Origin of the sequence: Sphingomonas oligophenolica, assembly GCF_006438955.1 — a bacterium.
GTDB classification, from domain to species: domain Bacteria; phylum Pseudomonadota; class Alphaproteobacteria; order Sphingomonadales; family Sphingomonadaceae; genus Sphingomonas; species Sphingomonas oligophenolica_A.
Map to the genome: position 1 here is coordinate 188884 of NZ_RCZK01000004.1, position 23831 is coordinate 212714.

General features: G+C 65.9%; 22 protein-coding genes. 7 read left to right on the forward strand and 15 right to left on the reverse strand.

Annotated elements, in window-relative coordinates; all coding sequences use genetic code 11:
• Positions 1-215: 215 nt before the first annotated feature.
• Positions 216-1004 (reverse strand): SDR family oxidoreductase, encoded by a 789-nt coding sequence (locus EAH84_RS07015; RefSeq protein WP_140869806.1) that lies wholly within the window; start codon positions 1002-1004, stop codon positions 216-218.
• A gap of 123 nt (positions 1005-1127) precedes the next feature.
• The gene (locus EAH84_RS07020; protein WP_140869809.1) at positions 1128-2273 is read right to left on the reverse strand and encodes an acyl-CoA dehydrogenase family protein; all 1146 of its coding nucleotides are present in this window, start codon (positions 2271-2273) and stop codon (positions 1128-1130) included.
• A gap of 141 nt (positions 2274-2414) precedes the next feature.
• Between EAH84_RS07020 and EAH84_RS07025 the strand changes: the two genes are divergently transcribed.
• The 3 genes from EAH84_RS07025 (at position 2415) to EAH84_RS07035 (ending at position 5437) form a co-directional block, all read left to right on the forward strand.
• Positions 2415-3242 (forward strand): SDR family NAD(P)-dependent oxidoreductase, encoded by an 828-nt coding sequence (locus EAH84_RS07025; RefSeq protein ID WP_140869811.1) that lies wholly within the window; start codon positions 2415-2417, stop codon positions 3240-3242.
• Positions 3239-4699, forward strand: coding sequence for an MFS transporter (locus tag EAH84_RS07030; RefSeq protein WP_194150370.1), 1461 nt, complete (start codon positions 3239-3241; stop codon positions 4697-4699). Before EAH84_RS07025 ends, EAH84_RS07030 begins: the two co-directional genes overlap by 4 nt.
• 186 nt (positions 4700-4885) lie before the next feature.
• Entirely contained in the window at positions 4886-5437 is a 552-nt protein-coding gene (locus EAH84_RS07035; RefSeq protein ID WP_140869814.1) for a CHAP domain-containing protein, read from the forward strand.
• A gap of 28 nt (positions 5438-5465) precedes the next feature.
• On the opposite strand, the gene msrB is transcribed toward EAH84_RS07035, so the two are convergent.
• From msrB to EAH84_RS07055, 4 genes are all read right to left on the reverse strand, one after another.
• Positions 5466-5963, reverse strand: coding sequence for a peptide-methionine (R)-S-oxide reductase MsrB (gene msrB, locus EAH84_RS07040; protein WP_140869817.1), 498 nt, complete (start codon positions 5961-5963; stop codon positions 5466-5468).
• Between the two features lie 229 nt (positions 5964-6192).
• Positions 6193-7434 carry a cytochrome P450 gene (locus tag EAH84_RS07045; protein ID WP_140869820.1) on the reverse strand — a complete coding sequence of 414 codons (1242 nt, stop codon included), beginning with the start codon at positions 7432-7434 and terminating at the stop codon, positions 6193-6195.
• Between the two features lie 47 nt (positions 7435-7481).
• Positions 7482-8717 (reverse strand): ABC transporter permease, encoded by a 1236-nt coding sequence (locus EAH84_RS07050; protein ID WP_140869823.1) that lies wholly within the window; start codon positions 8715-8717, stop codon positions 7482-7484.
• A complete protein-coding gene (locus EAH84_RS07055; RefSeq protein WP_140869825.1) occupies positions 8714-9658 on the reverse strand; it encodes an ABC transporter ATP-binding protein in 945 nt (314 codons plus the stop codon). Before EAH84_RS07055 ends, EAH84_RS07050 begins: the two co-directional genes overlap by 4 nt.
• A 41-nt stretch (positions 9659-9699) precedes the next feature.
• Here EAH84_RS07055 and queG point away from each other — a divergent pair, with 41 nt between their 5' ends.
• Positions 9700-10779: a tRNA epoxyqueuosine(34) reductase QueG gene (gene queG / locus EAH84_RS07060; protein ID WP_425326445.1), complete on the forward strand. Its 1080-nt coding sequence runs from the start codon at positions 9700-9702 to the stop codon at positions 10777-10779.
• A 6-nt stretch (positions 10780-10785) separates the two neighbouring features.
• Here the strand turns inward: queG and EAH84_RS07065 are convergent, their stop codons facing one another.
• Both EAH84_RS07065 and EAH84_RS07070 read right to left on the reverse strand, forming a co-directional pair.
• Positions 10786-11853 carry an LLM class flavin-dependent oxidoreductase gene (locus tag EAH84_RS07065; protein ID WP_140869828.1) on the reverse strand — a complete coding sequence of 356 codons (1068 nt, stop codon included), beginning with the start codon at positions 11851-11853 and terminating at the stop codon, positions 10786-10788.
• The gene (locus EAH84_RS07070) at positions 11850-12761 is read right to left on the reverse strand and encodes an aldo/keto reductase (protein ID WP_140869831.1); all 912 of its coding nucleotides are present in this window, start codon (positions 12759-12761) and stop codon (positions 11850-11852) included. Before EAH84_RS07070 ends, EAH84_RS07065 begins: the two co-directional genes overlap by 4 nt.
• 22 nt (positions 12762-12783) lie before the next feature.
• Here EAH84_RS07070 and EAH84_RS07075 point away from each other — a divergent pair, with 22 nt between their 5' ends.
• Positions 12784-13887: a Gfo/Idh/MocA family protein gene (locus EAH84_RS07075; RefSeq protein WP_140869834.1), complete on the forward strand. Its 1104-nt coding sequence runs from the start codon at positions 12784-12786 to the stop codon at positions 13885-13887.
• Positions 13888-13967: 80 nt separating this feature from the next.
• A complete protein-coding gene (locus tag EAH84_RS07080) occupies positions 13968-16286 on the forward strand; it encodes a TonB-dependent receptor (RefSeq protein ID WP_140869837.1) in 2319 nt (772 codons plus the stop codon).
• Between the two features lie 17 nt (positions 16287-16303).
• Here the strand turns inward: EAH84_RS07080 and EAH84_RS07085 are convergent, their stop codons facing one another.
• Positions 16304-17533: an MFS transporter gene (locus EAH84_RS07085; protein WP_140869840.1), complete on the reverse strand. Its 1230-nt coding sequence runs from the start codon at positions 17531-17533 to the stop codon at positions 16304-16306.
• A 71-nt stretch (positions 17534-17604) separates the two neighbouring features.
• Between EAH84_RS07085 and EAH84_RS07090 the strand changes: the two genes are divergently transcribed.
• The gene (locus EAH84_RS07090) at positions 17605-18654 is read left to right on the forward strand and encodes a YeiH family protein (protein WP_140869843.1); all 1050 of its coding nucleotides are present in this window, start codon (positions 17605-17607) and stop codon (positions 18652-18654) included.
• Here EAH84_RS07090 and EAH84_RS07095 read toward each other — a convergent pair.
• The 6 genes from EAH84_RS07095 to EAH84_RS15910 form a co-directional block, all read right to left on the reverse strand.
• Complete coding sequence (locus EAH84_RS07095; RefSeq protein ID WP_140869846.1) at positions 18651-19637, reverse strand: LacI family DNA-binding transcriptional regulator; 987 nt, start codon at positions 19635-19637, stop codon at positions 18651-18653. The two genes, EAH84_RS07090 and EAH84_RS07095, sit on opposite strands and share 4 nt — an antisense overlap.
• A 72-nt stretch (positions 19638-19709) precedes the next feature.
• Positions 19710-20024: a cytochrome o ubiquinol oxidase subunit IV gene (locus EAH84_RS07100; protein ID WP_140869848.1), complete on the reverse strand. Its 315-nt coding sequence runs from the start codon at positions 20022-20024 to the stop codon at positions 19710-19712.
• Positions 20021-20647 carry a cytochrome c oxidase subunit 3 gene (locus tag EAH84_RS07105; RefSeq protein WP_140869851.1) on the reverse strand — a complete coding sequence of 209 codons (627 nt, stop codon included), beginning with the start codon at positions 20645-20647 and terminating at the stop codon, positions 20021-20023. Before EAH84_RS07105 ends, EAH84_RS07100 begins: the two co-directional genes overlap by 4 nt.
• Entirely contained in the window at positions 20644-22728 is a 2085-nt protein-coding gene (locus EAH84_RS07110) for a cbb3-type cytochrome c oxidase subunit I (protein WP_140869854.1), read from the reverse strand. Before EAH84_RS07110 ends, EAH84_RS07105 begins: the two co-directional genes overlap by 4 nt.
• Positions 22725-23612, reverse strand: coding sequence for a ubiquinol oxidase subunit II (locus EAH84_RS07115; protein ID WP_241656498.1), 888 nt, complete (start codon positions 23610-23612; stop codon positions 22725-22727). Before EAH84_RS07115 ends, EAH84_RS07110 begins: the two co-directional genes overlap by 4 nt.
• Entirely contained in the window at positions 23609-23746 is a 138-nt protein-coding gene (locus EAH84_RS15910) for a hypothetical protein (protein WP_161978351.1), read from the reverse strand. The genes EAH84_RS07115 and EAH84_RS15910 overlap by 4 nt, the downstream gene beginning before the upstream one ends.
• Between the last annotated feature and the right edge of the window lie 85 nt (positions 23747-23831).

Genomic DNA, 23831 nt, shown 5'->3' on the forward strand with positions numbered 1-23831 from the left:
TGGGTGGCGCGACCGGTATACCCGCAGCGTCGCCGTTACGACGTGGCGTTCGCCTCGATCGCGATCGGGGATGCGGCGATGCAGGTGGCGCAACGCGCGCGGATTTGCGGGCAGGCGGGCAATGCGGCGTCGTTCGAACAGTCGGTGCTGAAGCGCGATCCGGTGCTTTCCGACGCGGCCCCCCCCGCTCGTGCGGGGTCGGGTCGTCCGAGCTTTCACGCGTCGATGCTGGTCCCCGCCTGCGCGTTCACTAGCCCGCCGTCGACCACCAGCGTGTCGCCGACGACATAGTCGCTGGCGCGGCTAGCGAGGAAGATCGCGGCGCCTGCCATGTCCTCGTCGGTGCCGATCCGGCGCATCGGGATACGCTTGGCGACCTCGTCACCATGATCGCGCGCGGCGCGGTTCATCTCGCTCGCGAACGCGCCCGGCGCCAGGCTGGTACAGATGATCGCGTCCTCGATCAGCCGCGCTGCCATCCGCTTGGTGAGGTAGATCAGCGCCGATTTCGACGCGTGATAGCTGTACGTCTCCCACGGGTTGAGCCGTAGCCCGTCGATCGAGGTGATGTTGATGACCTTCGACGGCGCGTCATAGCTCGCGCGCGCTTTAAGCATCCCGTGGAGCGCCTGGGTGAGGAAAAAGGGCGATTTGACGTTGAGGTCCATGACCTTGTCCCAGCCCTTTTCGGGGAAATCCGCGAACGGTTCGCCCCACGCCGCGCCCGCGTTGTTGACGAGGATGTCGAGGTGATCTTCATGCTCCGCGAGCTTGGCGGCGAGCGCCTTGCAGCCGTCGACCGTTGCGACGTCCATCGGCAGCGCGATGCAGTTCGACCCGAGCTCGGCGGCGGCCTCGTCGCACGCCGCGGCCTTGCGCGACGAGATGTAGACCTTCGCGCCCTGCGCGATATAGCCCGCCGCGATCATCTTGCCGATCCCGCGCGATCCACCGGTGATCAGCGCGACGCGCCCTTCGAGGCTGAAGAATTTGCTCGTGTCCATGTTTCTCTCCCTCTCCCTTTTGGGGAGAGGGCCGGGGAAAGGGGCAGTCCCTCCGATCCGGCCCATTGTTCGCGTGTCGACTGCCCTCTCCCAACCCTCTCCCCGGGGGGAGAGGGCTATGCGTTAACCCCCGCGTTTGATCGTTTCGCGCGCGATGATGATCTGCTGGATCTGGCTGGTGCCTTCGTAGATCCGGAACAGCCGCACGTCGCGGTACAGCCGCTCGATCCCGTAATCGGCGATGTAGCCCGCGCCGCCGTAGATCTGGACGGCCTTGTCGGCAACGCGGCCGACCATCTCGGACGCGAAATATTTGGCCGCCGCGCTTTCGAGGACGACATCCTCGCCGCGATCCTTCCTGGCGGCGGTTTCCATGACCAGCGCACGCGCGGCGAGCGATTCGGTCTTCATGTCGGCGATCATGCCCTGGATCAGCTGGTGCTCGGCGATTGGCTTGCCGAATTGCTGACGCTCGGTGGCGTAGGCCACGCTGTCCGCGATCAGCCGCTCGGCGACGCCGACGCACACCGCGCTGATGTGAAGCCGCCCGCGGTCGAGCACGCGCATCGCGATCTTGAAGCCTTCGCCCTCCGCGCCGAGTCGGTTGGCGGCGGGGACGGGGACGTCGTCGAAATTGACGTCGGCGACCTTCGCGCCCTTTTGCCCCATCTTCTTTTCGGGTTCGCCGATCGTGATCCCGGGCAGGTCGCGGGGGACGAGGAAGGCGGAGACACCGCGCGCACCCTTTTCCTCGCCGGTCCGCGCCATCACCGTGAAGAGTTGCGCCTTGTCGGCGTTGGTGATGTAGCGTTTGGTGCCGGTCAGCCGATAAACGTCGCCATCCTTGACGGCGCGCGTTTTCACCGCGCCCGAATCGCTGCCGACATCGGGTTCGGTGAGCGCGAAGCTCGTGACGATGTCGCCACTCGCGATCCGGGGCAGCCATGCGGATTTCTGCGCGTCGTTGCCCGCCATGACGAGGCCTTGGCTGCCGATCCCGACATTGGTGCCGAAGCTCGACCGGAAGGCCGGGGTCGTCCGGCCCATCTCGATCGCGACGCGACATTCCTCCGCCATCGTCAGGCCGAGCCCGCCATATTCTTCGGCGATCGACAGGCCGTACAGACCCATGTCCTTCATCTCTTGCGCGAGATCGGCGGGGATTGCGTCGTTCTCCTCGACCACCGCCTCGAGTGGGCGCAGCCGTTCGGCGACGAACCGACGGATCGTGTCGATCAGCGCGTCGAAGGTTTCGGGGTCGAGGGCCATGCTGTCCTTCCTGTCGGTTGCGCTTGCCTACCGACCGCACGCGCGTCTCGCAAACCCATTATTCGAAGCTCGGCCTGACGCACGTCGATTGACCGCGGCTAGCGCCATACTATGGTTGGCAAAAATGAAATGGAGAGAGTGATGCGGTTGAAGGATAAGCGCGCCGTCGTGACCGGTGGTGCCTCGGGGATCGGGCGAGCCACCGCGCTCAGGTTCGTCGACGAAGGAGCGTTCGTGCTGGTCGGCGACGTCGACGCGGCGGGGGGTAGCGCACTCGCCGAGGAATCGAACGGGCGGATCGCGTTCCGGCATACCGACGTCACCGATGCAGGCGCGATCGAATCGCTGATGCAGACGTGTCATGACGGGGGCGGGCTCGATATCGTGTTCAACAACGCGGGCGCGGGCGGCGCGCGCGAACCGATCGACGAGGTCGCACCCGACGATTGGGACCGGACGATGGCGCTGCTGCTGCGATCGGTCGCGCTCGGGATTCGCTATGCCGCGCCGCTGATCGCTCAGCGCGGTGGCGGCGCGATCGTCAACACATCGTCGGTGTCGGCGCTCGGCACCGGCTACGCACCGACCGCCTATTCGACCGCGAAGGCGGGCGTGCTCCACCTCACCAAGATGGCGGCGGCCAACCTCGCCAAGGACAGCATCCGCGTCAACGCGGTGGTGCCGGGGTTCATCACCACCAATATCTTCACCCGCCACCTCGACGTGGGCGAAGACACGCGTGCGCAGGCGAATGCGATGATCGCAGGCGCCGCCGCGGATGCGCAACCGATCCGGCGCGCGGGCCGACCCGAGGATATCGCCGCCGCGGTCGCATTTCTGGCCAGCGACGATGCCTCGTTTGTCACCGGCACGCACATCCTGGTCGACGGCGGGCTGACGATCGGCACGCGCGCGAGCTGGGATCCGACGCAGCCTAACCTGCTGTCCGCGCTCGACGCGCTGCAGTGAGTTCCGCCCCGATCCCGCCCGCGCGGCGGCTCGCGACGTCGGTCACCCTGAGCTACGGATTCGGGTCGGTTGCCTATGGCGTGAAGGACGCCGGATTCGGCACCTTCCTGCTGATCTATTACAACCAGGTCATCGGCGTCGCGCCGGGGACGGTGGGGCTGGTGATCATGGCCGCGCTGGTGCTCGACGCGTTCGTCGATCCCGCGATCGGGATGTTTTCGGACCGGACGCAGAGCCGGTGGGGGCGGCGGCATCCATGGATGTACGCCAGCGCGCTGCCGATCGCGATCGGATGGCTGCTGCTGTGGAACCCGCCCGCATCGCTCGCCGAACCCGCCAAGCTGGTGTGGCTGTTCGTCACCGCGGTCGTCGTGCGCAGCGCGGTGAGTGCGTATGAGGTGCCGAGCCAGGCGCTGACCCCCGAACTCAGCCAGGATTACGACGAGCGCACCCGGATCACCGCCTATCGTTACCTGTTCGGCTGGATCGGCGGGCTGTCGATCCTGCTGCTCGCCTATCGCGTGTTCCTCGTCCCCTCGGCGCGCTATCCCAACGGGTTGCTCAACGCCGATGGTTATCACCATCTCGCCTTCGCCTCGGCGGGGCTGATGCTGGTCGCGATCCTGGTGTCGTCGCTCGGCACCCATCGCGAGATCGGACGCCTGCCCAAGGTCGCGATTGCCAAGCAGACGTTCGGCGCGAACCTCACCGAACTATGGGATACGATGCATAATCGCGGGTTCGTGATCCTGATGCTGGCGGGAGTGTGCGCCTATACCAACCAGGGGATCAGCTACGCGCTGTCGACCTATTTCTACAATTATGTCTGGCAGTTTGCGCCATGGGCGCTGGGGCTGTTGCCACTCGCGCTGTTCGTCGGGGCGGGGGTTGCCTTCGTCGTGGCGCCACGGATCGGGCAGCGGACTAGCAAGCCGCGCGCGGCGTTCGTCTTCGTCATCGCCGCGATGCTGTTCCACACCGCGCCCTACTGGCTCCGTTTCCTCGGCGTCCTGCCGCCGCCAGGATCGGTGGTGCTCGTCTCCATCCTGTTTCCGATCTTCGCGATGTCGACCGCGCTGAGCGTGTCGTCGTTCATCCTCGGTGCGTCGATGATGGCCGATGTGGTCGAGGATTCGCAGGCGCGCACCGGGCGGCGTAACGAGGGGGTGTTCTTCGCGGGATCGTTCTTCGTCCAGAAATGCACCTCGGGGATCGGGATCGCGGGCGCGGGGCTGATCCTGTTCCTGGCGCATTTCCCCAAGGCGGCGAAGGCGGGAACGGTGCCGGTGGAGACGCTCGACCGGCTGACGCTGCTGTTCATCGTCGTGTACGCGCTGCTGGCGCTGGCTGCGGCGGTGCTGTTCACGCGGTTTCCCTTCGGGCGTGCAGAGCATGATGCGCGGTTGATCCGGCTCGCCGAAGCCGCGGCGATGGACAAGGGCCCGATCAAACCCTGAACTTGGCGTGTTTTCGGGAGCGTTTGCGCTGAATAGGTCAGCTATTCCGCCTCGCTTCGTCGCGCGGTGAGCGGTTCATCGGGGGGCGAACACCGTTCACCCGAAAAGGTTCCCGCCGAGGTTGGTAATCGCAAAACCCTCGGCTAGCCCGAACTGGACAAACGGGTTTCAGGCCGGGGGGTCAAGATGACGTTCAAGCAGTTGACGGCGCGGTTTGCGCTGGTGGTTTCGTGCATTCTGATGACGGCGGCTCCGGCCTCCGCGCGGTTCTGGCAATGCGCCCCCTATGCCCGCGAGATTTCTGGGGTCGATATCCACGGCAACGCCAACACCTGGTGGAGCCAGGCCGCGGGTCATTACCAGCGCGGCGCGGCGCCCAAGGTCGGTGCGGTGATGGCGTTTGAATCGACCAGCCGGATGCGCGTCGGTCATGTCGCGATGGTATCGAAGATCGTCAGCGATCGCGAAGTCCTGTTGACCCACGCCAACTGGTCACGCCCCGGAGGCATCGAAACCGGCGTCCGCGCAGTCGATGTCTCGGCGGCGGGCGACTGGAGCGAAGTGAAGGTCTGGTACGCGCCGCTCGGCGATCTCGGGACCTCCGCCTATCCCGTCCGCGGCTTCATCTACGCCGATGGCGCGCCCACGGTCGATACCGACGACGTCATCCCGCTGCCGACCGGCACGATCATCGCGACGTCGGCGAGCGTCCCGGTCGTCCCGGTGGCGGCGAACTGACACCGCCACCGGCGACGCGGCGAGCAGGTTACGCCTTGCCGGGTTTGAACGTCATCGACACGCCGTTCATGCAATAGCGTTTGCCGGTCGGCTTGGGACCGTCGTTGAACACATGGCCTTGGTGGCCACCGCAGCGCGCGCAGCGGACCTCGGTCCGCGCCATCAGCATCGACCGGTCGGTCTTGGTCACGATCGCGCCATCGAGCGGAGCCCAGAAGCTCGGCCATCCGGTGCCGCTGTCGAACTTGGTCTTCGACGAATAGAGCGCGTTGTCGCACCCCTTGCAGTGGAAGATCCCGGCACGATGCTCGTCGTTGAGCGGGCTGGAACCGGGGCGTTCGGTCCCCGCCTCGCGCAGCACGTTATAGGCGGCGGGGCCGAGTTGCGCCTTCCATTGCGCGGGGGTCTTGGACACCGGGAATGTTTCGGCGGCAGCGTCCGCGGGTGTGCTCCGCCAACCCCACAATACGGCACCGGCGGCGGCGGTGCCGGTGAGAGCCAGAAACGAGCGGCGATCGGGGGTCATCACGAATTTCTCCTTATCGACAATGATGTAGATACGGATCAACCCGGCAAAAGGATACGGAACCGCGCGAAATTTCGTCCGTCGTGCGCAAGATGACGTTCGCTCAGCTCGATCCGCTGAGCTTGGCGAAGGGCGTGGGTCTCTCTGCGCTTCGCCAAGCTCAGCACGAACGGATCTACGTAACGTCGTACTCTCTGGGCCGCTGCGGGCCGATTGCTAGCTCAGTCGATCAGTATTTGCTGATCTCGACCGGCATCGACCGATAGCCGTGGACGAAGCACGCTGCGACGCGGGTCGGTTCGCCGGTGACGTTCACGCGCATCCGCCGTTTGGCCATTTCCTCAAGCAGAATTGCGATCTGCATTTCGGCGAGGCGCGCGCCGACACAACGGTGGATGCCGTGGCCGAATGCCAAGTGGCGGCGCGCATTGGCGCGGTCGACGACGATCTTGTCGGCGTCGTCGCCGAACACGCTACGGTCGCGGTTGGCGGAAATGTACCACAGCGCGAGCTTGTCGCCTTCCTTGATCTGCTGCCCGTGAAGTTCGGTATCCTGGGTTGCGGTGCGGCGCATGTGCGACAGCGGGGTCTGCCAGCGGATGATCTCGCTGACCGTATTGGGGATCAGCGCCGGGTTCGCTTCGAGCTTGGCGCGTTCGTCGGGGAATTGATCGAGCCCATAGGCGAGCCCCGACATCGTGTTGCGCGTGGTGTCGTTGCCACCGACGATCAGCAGGATCAGGTTCCCGATGAATTCGAACTGGTCCATCTGGCTCATCGCGTCCGAATGGATCATCATGCTGATCAGGTCGGGGGTCTGCGGTTTATCGACCTTTTGATTCCACAGATTCTGGAAATAGGTGCCGCATTCGTACATATATTCGAGCCGCTTGAGCCGTGACGGTTCGTCCTTGATCAGCTCGATATCGCCCGCCCAGTCGGACCAGAACGTCAGCTTGCGGCGATCCTCCCAGGGGAAATCGAACAGGATCGCGAGCATCTGCGTGGTCAGCTCGATCGACACAGTATCGACCCAGTCGAATTCCTTGTTCCAATCGAGACTGTCGAGAATATCGGCGGTCCGCCCGCGGATATCGTCGGACATCCGCGTCATTTCCGACGGGGTGAAGGCGGGCGAAACGCTGCGGCGTTGCCCGGTGTGAACGGGGCGGTCGCGCGCGATGAACATCGGCATCCGCACGTCGTTTTCGGGGAGGAAATCGGCCAGCGTGATCCCGCCGACTTCGGATGAATAGAGTTCGGGGAGCGATTCGACCTCGACGATCGGCTTGTAGCTCGACACCGACCAATAGGCGCCGAAATCGGAATGCTCGACGCGGTGAACCGGGGAGTCGGCACGTAGCTGCGCGAATGGCGCCTGCCACCGATCTTCGGCGTAGAGCTCTGCGCGGCTGACGTCGAGCGGGTCGATCTCGATCTGCGGCTGGGCATCGTGTGCGAGTGTCGCCATCCTGGTCTCTCCTTTGACCCAAGAATGCCCCTTAACTGACATTCATGTCAATTGGGCTTGGCGCGCCGCCATCTCGGCTTGGCGCTCCCCGACTGCAGCACGCCGCGGCGGAAGAGGCGCGCGCCGACCGCGATGAAGATCGCGACCCACAGCAGCTGCCATGCGATCGCGGCGACGTGCGGCCACAGCGCTGGGCTGTTCGCGGCGTGCCCCGCCATCGCGAACGGGGAAGAGAGCGGCAGGACGTCGGCGATCGTCGCGATCCATGTCCCCGGATGCGAGGCCGCCGCGGTCGCCAGCGCGAACATCGCGACCTGAAGGATCGTGATCGGCAGCGAGAGCATCTGGATTTCGCGCATCGTCGAGGCCTGTGCGCCGACGCCCAGGAACACCGATCCCAACAGCAGATACGCCATCGTGAAATAGGTGCCGAACAGCAGCGCGAACATCGGCAGGCCGACCGCGGGCACCAGTTCGGCCAGTGCGGGCGCGGCGCTGGCGGGCAGCAGCGACCCGATCTGCGCGATCACCGTCCCCCAGAAGGCGACGAACAGCACCGCGACCCCGAACATCCCGATCAGCTTGCCCAGAAACACCGATTCGAGCGGTACCGCGGCGGCGAGCACCTCAATTACCTTGTTGTTGCGCTCCTCCGCCATTGTGCCGACGACCTGCCCCGACAGGAACAGCGTCAGGAAGAAGATCCCGAACACCGCGAAGAAGGCGGATTCATGTTGTCCGCTTGCCGAGGGCGTTGCGCGCGACATCTGGGTTTTGGTCGCGACCACCTGTGGCGCGTTACCGCCCAGCCGTTCGGCCGCGAGCGTCTCGCCCGCAAGCAGCGTCAGATATTCCGCCGCACGCGCGCCGCGTGGGCCGTAGAGGATCTGCGGCGCGGCGATCGGGCCGTAGAGCACCGCGGAGGCATCATAATCCGGGCTGGCGAAGGCGGCGCGCGCCTGCGCAGCGGGATCGGTGGTCGGATCGACCGTCGTCAGCGGCGGCGGCTCCTCGTCGGGATTGCGGAACGCCGCGCGCAGCCGCGTGTCCGCCGCGGCGATCGTCGGGGCTGCGGCCCGCGGGAGGATCGCGACGATGCGGGTCTTGCCCGCGCTGCCGCCCGAGACGCTGGCCGCGCCCATCCCGCCGATCGCGCCGAACGAGCCCATGATGACCGGCGCGAACAGGAAAAGCAGGAAGATCGGGGTGAAGACCGTCGCGACGAAATCGCGCCGCGCGATCGTTAGCGTCTGGCGGATCGTCCGCCGCAGGTGGCCGCTCATGCCGCCATCCCCGGCGCGACCGGCTCACCCGCCGCCTCGATCGCGTCGCGCCCGACGATGCTGACGAACGCTTCGTGGAGCCCGGGCCGTTCGATCGACAGCCCGGCGATGCCGTGGCCGCGCTCGATCAGCGTCGCGAGCCACGGCTCGATTCCGCCGTCGGGAAGCTCGAATCGCCACACCGCGCCGTCGCGGACCGCATCGCGCGGCAGCGCGGCAGCGACCGCGTCGCCGGGATCGCGCGGGGTGTAGAGCACGCGCTGCGGCAACATCCCGCGCGCATCGTCGACGGTGCCTTCGAACCGTCGCTTGCCGCCCGCGATGATCGCCAGCCGGTCGCAGATCCGTTCGGCATGGCTCATGATGTGGGTCGAGAACAGAATCGTCGCGCCACGATCGCGCTCGGCCAGGATAAACGCTTCGAGCTTTTCCTGGTTGACCGGGTCGAGCCCGGAAAACGGTTCGTCGAGGACGAGCAGCGCAGGGCGGTGGACCACCGATCCGAGCAACTGGACGAGCTGCGCCATCCCCTTGGAGAGCTTCCGGATCTTCTCGTCGACCGCATGCCCGAGCCCGACCTCTTCCATCATCGCGGCGGCGCGCGCGCGTCCCGTCTTGCGATCGAGCCCGCGCAGCGCGCCGAGGAACGCGATCGCATCGCGTGCCTTCATCGCGGGATAGAGACCGCGCTCTTCGGGCAAATAGCCGATCGAATCGCTTACCGCGCGTGGGTTGGCGTGGCCGAGTACCGATCGCTCGCCGCCATCGGGCTCGATGATCCCGAGCAACATCCGCAGCGTCGTGGTCTTGCCCGCGCCGTTGGGGCCGAGCACGCCGTAGATCGCGCCGGTCGGCACCGTCAGGTCGACGCCGTCGACGACGCGCCGCCCGCCGAATTTCTTGACCAACCCGGTGGCGGTGACCGCCGATGCATCGCCCACGAATTTCCCCTTTGCGCAGAAGGTTGTGGTAGCGGGGCGGGGTGCGCGAAGACAAGCCAGAACGCCAGTCTGAAGACCAGTCCGCCCAGGGGCTGGCCCACCGGATCAAGGCGATGGCCGCCGAACTAGGCTTCGCGGCCTGTGGCATCGCGCGCGCCGACGCCGCGCCGCAAACCGCCGCGCGGCTGCGCCAATGGCTCGACGAGGGGCGGCATGGCGACATGATCTGGATGGAGACGCGCGCGCATCAGCGCGAAACCCCGCGGGCGCTATGGCCGGAGGTCAGGAGCGTGATCGCGCTGGGGATGAGCTACGCTCCCACGATCGATCCGCTCGCGCTGGCGGGGGAGAGCGATATCGGGCGGATTTCGGTCTATGCGCAGGGCGGCGACTATCACGACGTCGTCAAACGCCAGTTGAAGGCGCTGGGTCGCTGGCTCGCGGGAGAGGCGGGGTGCGACCTGAAGGTCTTCGTCGACACTGCCCCGGTGATGGAAAAGCCGCTCGCCGAGGCGGCGGGATTGGGCTGGCAGGGCAAGCACACCAATCTCGTCAGCCGCGATCATGGCAGCTGGCTGTTCCTCGGCGCGATCTACACGACGCTCGATCTGGTGCCCGACAGGCCGGGAAGCGACACGTGCGGTTCGTGTGACGCGTGCCAGCGCGCCTGCCCGACCGACGCCTTCCCCGCGCCGTATCGGCTGGATGCGCGGCGCTGCATCTCGTATCTGACGATCGAGCACGCCGGGTCGATCCCGCACGAGTTCAGGGAAGCGATCGGCAACCGCATCTATGGCTGCGACGATTGCCTGGCGGTGTGCCCGTGGAACAAGTTCGCGCACGCCGCGAGCGCGAACCTCGCCTTCGCGCCCCGCGCGGAACTTGCCGCGCCTGCGCTTGCCGACTTACTGGCGCTCGACGATGCGGGATTTCGCCAAGTGTTCGCAGGCAGCCCGATCAAGCGGATCGGGCGCGATCGCATGGTCAGGAACGCGGCGATCGCCGCAGGCAACAGCGACGACCCCGCGCTGGTCCCTGCGCTCGATCGGCTGGCGGACGACGCGTCGGAGGTCGTGCGCGAGGCGGCGGCATGGGCACGGGCGCGGCTGGCAGCCGATTGACGCGGGTCAGTTCGGCAGGGGCGCGTGGTCGATGTGGGTCAGTACATGGCGCGCGAACAGGTCGGCTTCGGCGGCATGGGGGTAGCCTGACAGGATAAACGCCTCGATCCCCATGTCCTGGTACATCCGCAGCTTGGCGAGCACCTGGTCGGGATCGCCGACGATTGCGGCACCGCAGCCCGATCGGGCGCGGCCGACGCCGGTCCAAAGATTGTCCTCGGCATAGCCATCGTCCGCCGCCGTCTCGCGCAGCGCCGCCTGCGCGGCGACCCCGGCGGAGGTCGAATCGAGCGATTTGGCGCGGATATCAGCGCCTTGCTGCGCGTCGAGTTTCGAGAGCAGGCGGTCGGCATAGGCGCGCGCTTCGGCCTCGGTGTCGCGGACGACGACGTGAGCGCGATAGCCGAAGCGGAGCGTGCGGCCGTGCGCGGCGGCGCGCGCGGTCATGTCGGCGATGATCTCGGCGACCACTTCCTTCTTGTCGGGCCACATCAGGAATACGTCGCAGCCCTTGGCCGCGGCTTCGCGCGCGTGCGGAGAGAGGCCCCCGAAATAGAGCAGTGGCGCCTTGCCCGAGACAGTGCCGATGCGCGGCGGATCGACCTTGAGCTGCCAGAATTCGCCCTGGTGATCGAGCGGTTCGCCGTTGAGCAGTGTTTTCAGGATATCCATCGCCTCGACGGTGCGTGCGTAGCGCGGGGCGGAGGCAAGCGTTTCGCCGGGCAGATCGGACGAGATGATGTTGATCGTCAGCCGCCCGCCGGTCATCCGGTCGATCGTCGCGATTTGGCGCGCGAGCTGGGGGGGCCAGGATTCGCCGACCCGCACCGCCATCAGCAGTCTGATCCGCCTCGTCAGCGCCGCGATCCCCGCGGCGAACGCGGTGGTGTCGATCCCGAGTGCATAGCCCGAGGGGAGCAGGATGTTGTCGAACCCGCCGGTTTCCGCCTGCATCACGATGTCGCGGCAATGTTCCCAGCTCGATGCGAGCCCGGGGTCGGGCTGGCCGAGGAATTCGTAATCATCGTCGCACAACGCGGAAAACCAAGAAATCTCGCACGGACCCGTCGTCATGGCAGCTTCTCCCCGCGCGCGGCGGTGAGCACCGCATACCAGTCCTCACGCGACCAGATGATCTTGTAGGCATCGGCCAGTTCGGCGATCCGGCTCGCGTTCTGCGTGCCGACGATCGGGATCGCGCGCGCCGGATGCGCCATGATCCAGCTGTAGGTGGCGGCCGACCGATCGACCCCGAACTTCGCCGCGACGACGTCGAGCGCGGCGGCGACCGCCTGCTCGCGCGGGGTGGTCGGTCTCGCGACCCGTCCGCCGCCGAGCGGCGACCAGGCGAGGATCGCGACATCGTGTTTCATCGCCTGGTCGAACGATCCATCGATCATCGGATCGAGGCACAGCGGCGAGAATTCGGGTTGCTGGCTCGCCAGCGGGACCCCGGTGAGGAACGACGCCAAGGTCCGGGTCTGGTGGGGGGTATAGTTCGACACGCCGATGCTGCGCACCTTGCCCGACGCCACCATGTCCTCGAGCGTCCGGGCGACCTCGTGGGGGTGGGTCAGGATATCGGGGCGGTGAATCTGGTACAGATCGACGTGATCGACCTGCAGCCGACGCAGCGACGCATCGAGCGCAGCCATCAGATAGTCGCGACCCGAATCATACGGCACCGGCGGGGTGATCCCGCCCTTGGTCGCGAGCACCATCCGGTCGCGCAGCCCGGGCGACGCGGCGAACACGCGACCGAGTAGCGCCTCGGCATCGCCGAATCCGCCGCTGCCATCGAAGCCATAGATATCGGCGGTGTCGAAGAAGGTGACCCCAGCGGCAAACGCCGCCTCGATCAACGTCCGGCCGACATCCTCCGACTGACCAGCGAAGCGCCACATGCCCCAGGCGATCGGGGAAACTTGGATTCCGCTCTTGCCGAGGGGCCGCGAATCGGGTGTAAGGTGGATTTCAGACATCGCTGTCATATTAGGATGAGGAATGCCGGAAGAGCAAGTCCGTTACGGGTTGGTGGGAACCGGGATGATGGGCGTCGAGCATCTCGCCAACCTCGCGATCACGCCCGGTGCGGTGGTGACCGCGATCGCCGACCCGACCGCGGCGTCGCTCGGTTGGGCGTCCGATGCGTTGGGCGAGCGGGCCGATGGCGTCGCCACCTTTGCCGATTCGCAGGCGTTGGCGATGAGCGGGCTGGTCGACGCGGTGATCGTCGCCAGTCCCAACCATACCCATCGCGAGGTGCTGACGCCGTTGTTCGGCGAGGGGATCGCGATCCTGTGCGAGAAGCCGCTCGCGACGACGATCGAAGATGCGCGCTGGATCGTCGAGCAGGCCGAGGCCAGCGATGCGCCGTTCTGGACCGCGATGGAATATCGCTACATGCCGCCCGCCGCGACGTTCATCGACGAAATCCATGGCGGCGCGATCGGGCGCTTGCAGATGCTGTCGATCCGCGAGCATCGGTTTCCGTTCTTGCCCAAGGTGGGCGACTGGAACCGGTTCGCGCGCAACACCGGCGGCACGATGGTGGAGAAATGCTGTCATTTCTTCGACCTGATGCGGCTGATCACGCAGTCCGAGGCGGTGCGCGTCTATTGTTCGGGCGCGATGGACGTCAATCATCTCGACGAGCGTTATGACAGCGGCACCGGACCCGAACGCCCCGACATCATCGACAACAGCTATACGACGGTCGATTTCGCCAATGGCGTGCGCGCGATGCTCGATCTGTCGATGTTCGCCGACGGCGCGGAAAACCAGGAGGAGATCGCGGCGGTCGGCGATGCGGCGCGGCTCGAGGTGCTGATCCCCGAGGGCGCGCTGGTCCATTCGCCGCGGGTCGGTTTCCGCAATCCCAAGCGCCCCTCGCGCCGGGTAGTCGCGGTCGACCAGGCCGCGCTGGAGGCGGGCAGCCACCACGGCTCGACCTTCTACGAACATCAGAAATTCATCGCGGCGGTACGCGGCGAGGGATCCGTCGAGGTAACCGCGCGCGACGGGCTGATGGCGGTCGCGATCGGCACCGCGGCGGAGATCAGCGCGCGCGAACACCGCGTGGTGACGATGAGCGAACTGGGTTTCTAACGACGACGCGACGACCAGTCGCCGACGATCGATCGCGACACGACAAGCAATCCGCCAAGGAGCGGGATGGGGAGGAAGAGATGAAGACGATGTTTCTGACGAGCGCGGGAATCGCCGCGCTGCTACTGGCCAGCCCTGCACTGGCGCAAAAGGAAGCGACTCCGCCGAGCGATGCGACCCGGCCCGATCCCGTTGCGGGCGAAACGCCGCCGCCCACCGCTGACCAGAACGAGCCTGGAGACATCGTCGTCACCGCGCAGAAACGCTCGGAGCGGTTGCAGGATGTCCCGGTCGCGGTGTCGGTCATCTCGGGCGACGCGATCAGCGCCAAGGGCGGGACGAACCTCGAAAGCGCGCAATATCTGGTGCCGACGCTCAACTTCCGCAAATCGGGAACCGCGATCAACCAGTCGCTGTTCCTGCGCGGGGTCGGCACCTCGACCTTCTCGATCGCAGGCGAGCCGTCGATTTCCACCGTCGTCGACGGGGTGGTCTACAGCCGTGCCGGCGAGGCGTTCAGCGACCTGATCGACGTCGATCGGATCGAGGTGCTGCGCGGGCCACAGGGCACGCTGTTCGGCAAGAACACCAGCGCCGGGGTGATCAATATCGTCACCAAGCGACCGGGCGACGATTTCGGCGGCTTTCTCGAAGGCGGCTATTACACCAACGGCAACGAATATCGCGTTCGCGGCGCGGTCGACCTGCCGCTGTCGGGGATCATCAAGAGCCGGATCACTGGTTTCTACGGCCATTACGATGGCAATATCCGCAATCTGGCGCAGGGCGGCGACCGGGTGAACGGATATGAGCATTACGGCGTGCGCGGGATCGTCGTCGTCGATCCGACCCCCGATGTCAGCTTCACGCTGATCGCGGATTATCGCGAGAGCCACGACAATTGCTGCGCGGAAATCATCGGGACGCGCCCGACGAACCTCGCCGCCACCGTGCTGCCCACCCCGCTCGGCAACAAATCGCGCACGATCAGCCAAAATCTCGTTACCTCGGCCAATGAGAAGAGCTGGGGTGTATCGGGCGAGCTCGACTGGACGCTCGGCAACCAGACGGTGACGTATATCGGTTCGTATCGCGAGTACGACAACGAGGAGATTCGCGACGGCGACTGGCTACCACAGGCCTATATCGGGCTGATCCAGCTTCATGATTTCGGACCGCAGGTCAGCAATACGCTGACCCAGGAAATCCGTCTGACCTCGCCCGCCGACCAGTTCTTCAGCTATGTCGTCGGGGCGTATTATTCGCGCGCCTATACCGAGCGGAGCTTCAGCCGGTTCGATATCGTCTGTTCCGCCACGCCGACGCCGAGCGCACTGACCCCGTGCACCACGCCGGGGCTGACCGTGACGCGACCGCAGGGCACCGCGGTGTTCGGGTCGACCTTCAAGAACCTCGCCTTCTTCGGCCAATCCACGCTCAACCTGTCGGATCGGCTGCGCCTGATCGGGGGTTTGCGCTACACGACCGACCAGCTCAACGTCTTCCTGACGCGCAACACGCCGCTCGCAGGACCTGGAATCCAGCCGAGCTTCGGGCCGTTCAACGGCAAGACCACCAGCGACAATCTGTCGGGCAAGGCAGGCGTCCAGTTCGACATCGTGCGTCAGTCGACCGCCTACGCCACTTATTCGCGCGGCTACAAAGGCCCCGCGTTCAACGTCTTCTACAATCTGACCGCGACCGGCACCAACGTGATCGCGCCGGAAACCGCCGACAGCTATGAGGTAGGGTTGAAGAACACGTTCCTCGACGGCAAGCTCGTCCTCAACCTCGCCGCCTATTACGCGAAATATCATAATTTCCAGGCGAACAACCCCGACATCGTCGCGGGCGTGCTGGTCACGCGCTTCACCAATGCGGGCGAGATTTCGACGCGCGGGGCGGAGGCGGACCTGTTGTTCCAGCCGGTGCGCGACCTGAGTTTCTCGGGCGGGGTTGCCTATACCGACGCGCACATCGATCAGTTCAAGGTGCCGACCAACGGTGTCACGACCGGGGTGGTGCCGTCGGGTACGACGCTCGGCTACGCGCCGAAGTGGAAGGGAACGCTCGGCGCGGACTATCGGTATCGCACCGGCGGTGTGGTCGATCTCGCACTGGGCGCGCAGGGGAGCTATCAGTCGAGTCAAATCTCGCAGCTTGATGCCAGCGCGGCGATCCGGGCGGCAACCACGATCAAGGCCTATGGCCTGGTCGACCTGTCGGCGGGGATCGTCCAGCGCGACGACCTGTTCCGGATCACCTTCACCGTCAAGAACCTGTTCGATACCAGCTTCGCCTCGGCGATCACGAGCGGGGGGCCGGGCGGCAGCTATCGCTACATCATCCCGCGCGAGGCGGATCGCTATTATGGGGTGACGGGGCGGGTGAACTTCTGAACGGTGCCGACGCGGCTTCAGTGCGCCATCGCGACGGCGCCTGATCCGTCGTCGGGCACCGCCACGATGTGCGGGATGATCAGCTGGATACAACCGAGCGCAAGCAGATAGGACACCGAACAGATCGCGAGCAGCGGGCCATAACCATAGCCCGCTGCGAGCGACACCGCGGCGAGCTGGATCAGGACGATCGACCACATGTTGCCGCAAAAGGCGGCGATCCCGATCGTCGATCCGACCGCGCGCGCGGGCACGATGTCGGTCGCCAGCGCGAACAAGTTGGTGGAGAAACCCTGGTGCGCGAACAGCCCCAGCCCGAGCAGCAGCGCCGCCGACCAGGCATCGTCGACGATCAGCACCAATGTTACCGGCAAGACGAGCACGGCATAGAGCAGCATCGTGCCTTTACGCGCGCGGTTGACGCTCCACCCGTTCGCCATCAGCCGGGTCGGTAGCCAACCGCCAGTGAGGGCACCTGCCGCCGCCATCGCATAGGCGAGCGCGACCGGCAGACCGACGGTGCCCTGTGGCAGCCCGAACATCCGGTGGAACAGGTCGGGGAGCCATGCGAGCATGAAGAACCACACCTGGTCGGACAGCACTTTGGCGATCGCGATCGCCGCGGTTTCGCGGCGCCGGAACAGATCGGCCCAGCGGATCGGCGCGGGGCGGACGCCGTCTTCGACGACCGCGGGGATGCGGACCGACAACCAGACCGCGACCCAGATCAACCCGAGCGCACCCGCGGCGAGGAAGGCGGCGCGCCACCCGAACGCGACCGCGAGCGCGGGGACGACCAGCGGCGTCACCACTGCGCCGATATTGGGCGCGGTGTTGCCGATGCCGAGCGCGATCGAACGCTCCTTTTGCGTGAAATAGACCGCCGCGGATTTGACCGCGGCGGGTGTACCGATCGATTCGGCACCCCCCAGCACGACGCGCGCGGTGATGAATCCGGCGACGCTACCGACAATCGCATGCGCCATGCCCGCGAGGCTCCAGACCGCGACGCCGAGCGCGAAGCCCAGTTTCAACCCGACGCGATCGATGAACCAGCCGGTGCCGAGGAACGCGACCGCGGCGGCGACCTGGAACGCCGAGAGCATGTTGGCGTAATCCTGGTCCGACCAGTGGAACTCGGTTTCCAGCGTCGGCTTCAGCAGTGCCAGGATCTGGCGATCGACATAGTTGAGCATGATCGCGACGAACACGAGCGCAACAATGATCCAGCGCTTCCGATCGGTCATCACTCTGCTCTCCCGCGTCGCGTTCCGATAACGTTGTCATAGACGACGTCTCCGCGCTACAGCTTTGTCGCATGACCGATCGTGCCGCCACCCAGCGCCCGCTACCCGCCGCCGCCGATTTGTACGGCGATCTCGAACCGAGCCCGCGTGTCACCTGGCGCGATTACGTGCCAGGGTTGACCATCGTCGCGGCGGGCACGCTGGCCGCGGGGTTCATCGCGGATCGCTATGGTGCGCCGCTGACGCTGATGGCGCTGCTGATCGGGCTGGCGCTCAATTTCCTGTCGGGGGATGTGCGGCTGACACCCGGGCTCGCGTTCGCGTCGCGGTCGTTGCTGCGGTGGGGGATCGTGCTGGTCGGGGTGCGGATTACCTTCGGGCAGATCGCCGCGCTCGGCCCGGTCGCGCTGCTCGCGGTGTTCGGGATCGTCGCGGCGACGATCGGGGTCGGGATCCTCGCCGCGCGGCGGCTCGGGTACGACAGCGCGTTCGGGACGCTGGCGGGGGGCGCGGTCGCGATCTGCGGCGCATCTGCCGCGCTGGCGTTGGCGACGCTGCTCGGCGAGCGGCGCGCAAGCCAGGCGCAACTGACGCTGGTCCTGGTCGGGATTTCGGCGATGAGCGCGAGCGCGATGGTGCTCTATCCGCTCGCGGCGCACGCGCTGGCGCTGTCGGATTTGCGCGCCGGGTTCCTGCTCGGCGCGTCGATCCACGACGTCGCGCAGGCGCTGGGTGCGGGCTATTCCTATTCCGACGGCGCAGGGCAGATCGCCGCGATCGTGAAGCTGACCCGCGTCGCGTTGCTCGCCCCGGTGCTCGCGATCGTCGCGCTGTTCCTGCCGCGCGGCACCGCGGGCACGGGCGTCGGCATCCCGTGGTTCGTGATCGGATTCTTCCTGCTCGCGGGCGTCAATTCTACCGGAGTGATCCCGGCGCCTGCGACGAGGGCAGCCGAGGCGCTGGCGACCGGGCTGCTAGCAGCTGCAGTCACCGCGACCGCGATCCGATCGCCGATGGCGCAACTGGTGAAGGCGGGTCCGCGCCCGCTGCTGGTGATCCTGGCGGCGACGGTGACCGCGTTCGTGCTGGCGCTCGGCGCGACCGAGTGGCTGATCGGCTAGGTCGACGCGCGTACCACGAGCGCATGCGCCAATTCACGCTGCTCGTCCGCCTCGGCATCGCCGAGCAGCAGGTCGGCGGCGTTCCAGGCCAGTTCGCGCACTGGCTGGCGCATCGTCGTCAACGGTGGCCAGACGTAGCTTGCCAACGCGTCGTCGCCGAACCCGGCGATCGCGACATCGCCGGGGATCGCGAGGCCGCGGCGATGCGCGACCATCAATGCCCCCGCCGCCATCTCGTCGGAGCCCGCGAAGATCGCGGTGGGGGGCTCGGCGCGGGACAGGAGCAGGTCAGCCGCCTCGGCCCCGCTGGCGAAATCATAGCGACCCGATACGACGAAGCCCGGATCGATCTCGATTCCCGCCGCGTCGTGCGCGGCCTTATATCCCGCGACGCGCTGCGCGCTGGTCGCATAGTCGCTCGACCCCGCGATGTGCGCGATCCGCCGGTGGCCGCGCGCGATCAGATGCGTGGTCAATTCGCGTGCCGCCGCGACATTGTCGATGAAGGTCGACGGTGCGAGCCCCGGCCGTGTCCCCGGCGACACCCGGGCGAAGCGGATCCCCCGCGCCGCCAGCAGCGCGAGCACGGCTTCGTTGTCGGACAGCGGGGGCGTGAGGATGACGCCGTCGGGGCCGCTCGTCGCGATCAGCGCGTCGAGATCGGCGAGCAGCCGCGGCGACCCCCGATCATAGGGCTGGGCGAGGACCCGAACCCCGTCGGCTTCGCACCGGTCGCGAATCCCCTGCTGCATCGCATAGACATAGGCGGGACTGGGATTGTCACAGACCAGCGCCACCTGGAACGAGCGCCGCCCCGCCAACGACCGCGCCGCATGGTTCGGCCGGAAATTCAATTCCGCTACAGCGCGGAGTACCTTTTCGCGGGTGGACGGTCCGACATAGCGTTCGTTGTTGAGGACCCGACTGACGGTCTTGATCGACACCCCGCTCGCCAGCGCGACATCCTTGATCGTGGTCGTCATTGGGTCTGGGTGGCGCCGGTCATGCCGCGGTGTCGCATCGACCGGCGTGGGTCGCAATCGCTTTCGACGCGGCTACATCATGCGGTGACGCAGGTTGAACAGGATCACGAGGGTGCCCGATACCATCAGGATGATGATGACGGCGGAGAACAGGATCAGTTGCAGGTCGTCGCGGGCGGAACGCGCGAGGCCGATGTGGAGGAAGAAGCGGAAGTGAACCGCCATCTGGATCAGCGCGAGCGCGAAGACGATGGCGAGGGTGGCGGTGGTGCCGACGCTGGGCCAGCGCACCGCCGCGAACGCCGCGCCGGTCAGCACGAGCGCGGCGACATAGCCGATCGTGTAGCCGCGAGTTTCCTGGGATCTGGAATCGTTCGGTTTGGTCATCGGATCAGGCCTTGCAGATAGACAACCGAGAAGATCGCGATCCAGACGATGTCGAGGAAGTGCCAGAAGAGGCCTAGCCGCAGCAGATTGACCTTCACGCGCTCGTCGAGCCCGAAGAACGCCACCTGCACCATCATCACCACCACCCACAGACACCCCGCCGCGACGTGGAGCCCGTGCAACGGCACGAGCGCGAAGAACGACGACAGGTAGCCGCTGCGCGCGGGGTATGCGCCATCCCCGATCATCGTCGCGAAATCTTTGAGCTCCATCGCCAGGAAGATCAGCCCGAGTACCAGCGTAACCGCCAGCCACCGCATCAGTCGTACCTTGCCGGCGTCGTGCTTCATCGCGATCGAGGCCATGCCGAAGGTGAAGCTGCTGGTGAGCAGGACCAGCGTCTCGATGAACGCGGGCAGGATCTTGTACGTGTCGGCGGGGGTCGGCCCACCCGCGGTGCCGACAAGCATCACGCCATAGGTCGCAAACAGCAGCGCGAAGATGATCGCGTCGCTCATCAGGAATATCCAGAAACCGAACAGATCGTGCTCGGCGTCGCGATGGCTGAGATCGCGAGTGTCGCCGAGGTTGATCCCGGGGTGCTTGACCTCGTCGGCGCTCACCGGGTCACCGCGGCAAGGCCCTGGTTGAGCGGAGTCATCTCGAGCTGGCGCGGGATCGCACGCGCGGCGGCGACCGCGGCCAGCCAGTGCGCTTCGGTCCGTTCGATCTCGTGGACCGGGATCGTTCGGTGGACATCCCGGGCGAAGCTGCGCGCGATGATTGTCGCGACGATCATCACCGTGCCGAGGATCGCGAGCCACCACATGTGCCATACCAACCCGAACGCAAGCGCGGTGCCGACGATGCCGAGAACGGGGCCGGTCATGCTGTTCCGGGGCAGTTCGATGGGGTGATATTCGGGGGGCGGCGCATAGGGATCGCCGTCGCGCTTGCCGTCGTAGAACGGATCGCGACCGCGGACCTGGGGCAGCAGCGCGAAATTATAGTCGGGCGGGGGCGCCGAGGTCGACCATTCGAGCCCGCGACCGTCCCACGGATCCCCCGCGGTGACGCGATTGGCCTCGCGGTCGCGGATACTGACCCACAGCTGGACGAACAGCGACGCGAGCGCGCCGAACAATATCAGCGCGCCAACCCCCGCGACGTACAGCCAAGGACGGAACGAGGGCTCGAACACCTCTTGGGTCCGCCGTGCCATTCCCGCCGCGCCGAGTACGTAGAGCGGCATGAACGCAAGGTAGAATCCGATCACCCAGCAGCCGAACGACACCCGGCCCCATTTTTCGTCGAGCCGGAATCCGAACGCCTTGGGGAACCAGTAATGATAGCCCGCGAGCATGCCGTAGAGCAGCCCGGGGATCAGCATGTTGTGGAAATGCGCGACCAGGAACAGCGTGTTGTGGACGAGATAATCGAGCGGCGGAAAGGCGAGGATGATCCCGGTGAAACCGCCGAGCACGAACGTCATCATGAACGCGAGCGAATAGAGCATCGGCACGGTGAAGCGCACCTGCCCGCGAAACATGGTCCAGATCCAGTCGTAGATTTTGACCCCGGTCGGCACCCCGATCGTCATCGTCGCGATCCCGAACACTGCGTTGATGTTGGCGCTTTGCCCCATGGCGAAGAAATGATGGACCCAGACGGTGAACGACAGCACCGCGATCGCCATCGTCGCGAGGACCAGCGAGGTGTATCCGTACAGCTCCTTGCTCGAAAAGGTCGAGACGACCTCCGAATAAACGCCGAACGCGGGCAGAATCAAAACATAGACCTCGGGGTGGCCGAACAGCCAGAACAGGTTGGCGTAGTTCATCATGTTGCCGCCAAGGTCGTTGGTGAAGAAATGGAACCCCAAATAGCGGTCGAGCGCGAGCAGCGCGGTGGCGACGGTGAGCGGCGGCATCGCGAAGATCATCAGGATGCTGGTGCACAGCGTGGTCCAGACGAACAGCGGCATCCGCATTAGCGTCATGCCCGGGCAGCGCTTCTTGTAGATCGTGACCGCGAAGTTGAGCCCGGACAGCGTCGAGGCGATCGACCCCAAGGTCACCGCCCAGATCCAGTAATCGGGACCGACGCCGGGGCTGAACGCGAGTTCGGTATAGGGCGGGTAGCCGCTCCATCCCCCGGTCGAAAACGTGCCGACGACGAGCGAGATCATCATCAGGCCGGCGGCGCCCCCGGTGAGCCACAGGCTGATCGAATTGAGCAGCGGAAAGGCCACGTCGCGCGCGCCGATCTGGAGCGGCATGACGTAATTGAACGCGCCGGTCAGGAACGGCATCGCCATGAAGAAGATCATGATGCTGCCGTGGGTGCTGAACAACTGCGCGAAATGTTCGGGATCGACGACGCCGGGCGCGTTGATCGCGGTCGCTTGTTGCAGCCGCATCAGCATTGCCTCGACCAGCGCGCGCGAGAGCATGACGAAGGCGAGCACGACGTACATGATCCCGATCCGCTTGTGATCGAGGCTGGTCAGCCATTCGCGCCACAAATAGCGCCATTTGCCGAGCAGGGTGATCAACGCGATGAGCGCGATCGCGCCGACCACTACGATCGCGGCGGCACCCGCGCCGATGAGTTCGTTCAGCGTCGGATTTTCCCACGCGCGCACGAACGGCAGCGCATGCCATTCGAACCGGCCGAGCACTGCGGGCCAGACGGACGCGCTCATCGTTCATTCTCCGTGGGCGACGACCGAAACCGACTCATGATATAGCCGAAAAAGCCATCGGGCGTTCGGGAATAATAGATCGGGTGTGCGGGAACGGAGCGTTGGAACAACGCTGCATAGGCCGCCGTATCGAGTGGGTGCGCCGCCGCGCGGACTCGTGCGAGCCAGCGGTCGTAGTCCGGAGCGGGCAAGGCCACGACGTCGAACTTCTGCTGGGGAAAGCCAGGGCCGTTATATTGCGTGTTCTCGCCGCGGAAAACGCCGGGCTGGCTGGCGGCAAGGTTGAGCTCGGTCCGCATGCCCGCCATCGCGTAGATCTGCCCGCCGAGGCGGGGCACCATCAGCGATTGCATCACAGTGCCGCTGGTCAGGCTGAGATGAATTGGGCGCCCGACCGGGATCGCCAGCTGGTTGATGACCGCGACGTGATGATCGGGATAGATGAACAGCCATTTCCAGTCGAGCCCGACGGCCTGCACCTCCACCGTCGGCTGGGTCGAAGCGATCGGGCGATAGGGATCGAGGCGATGCGTGTAGGTCCACAACAGAAAGGCCAGCCCGATCACGATCCCGGTCGGCGGAATCCAGATCAGCCCTTCGATCCACCAGGAAAAATCCCACTTCGGCTTGTACGTGCTATGTTCGTTCGACAGCCGATAACGCCACGCCATGATCGGCGTCAGCAGCAGCACCGGCCCCGCGACGAAGACCAGAACGATGCCGACGACGACATAGAGATGCCACTGCGCGGCGGCGATCGGACCCGCGTGGTTTACCACGGTGAGCTTGAGCACATCGCAACCCGACAGGGCGCCACCGGTCGACAGCATCGCCGCGGTGCGCAACGCCTTCTCCCAGGATCGTTCCGAACGCCGATCCGTCATCGTATCTTTCGCACCATGCCGTGTCCGTTATCGATCGCGACGGTCAATAGGCCCAGATCGTCGTCGATGTCGATTGCCGAGATTGGAAGGTCGGTCACGCCGATGGCAATGGCGGCGCAGCGATGTGGTTCCATGCTCGATCCGTCGACTGCGCCACCCCAATGCAATATGCATCAACTGCGATTGACTTGCATTAGCGTGGTTGCCATTGTCCGCACG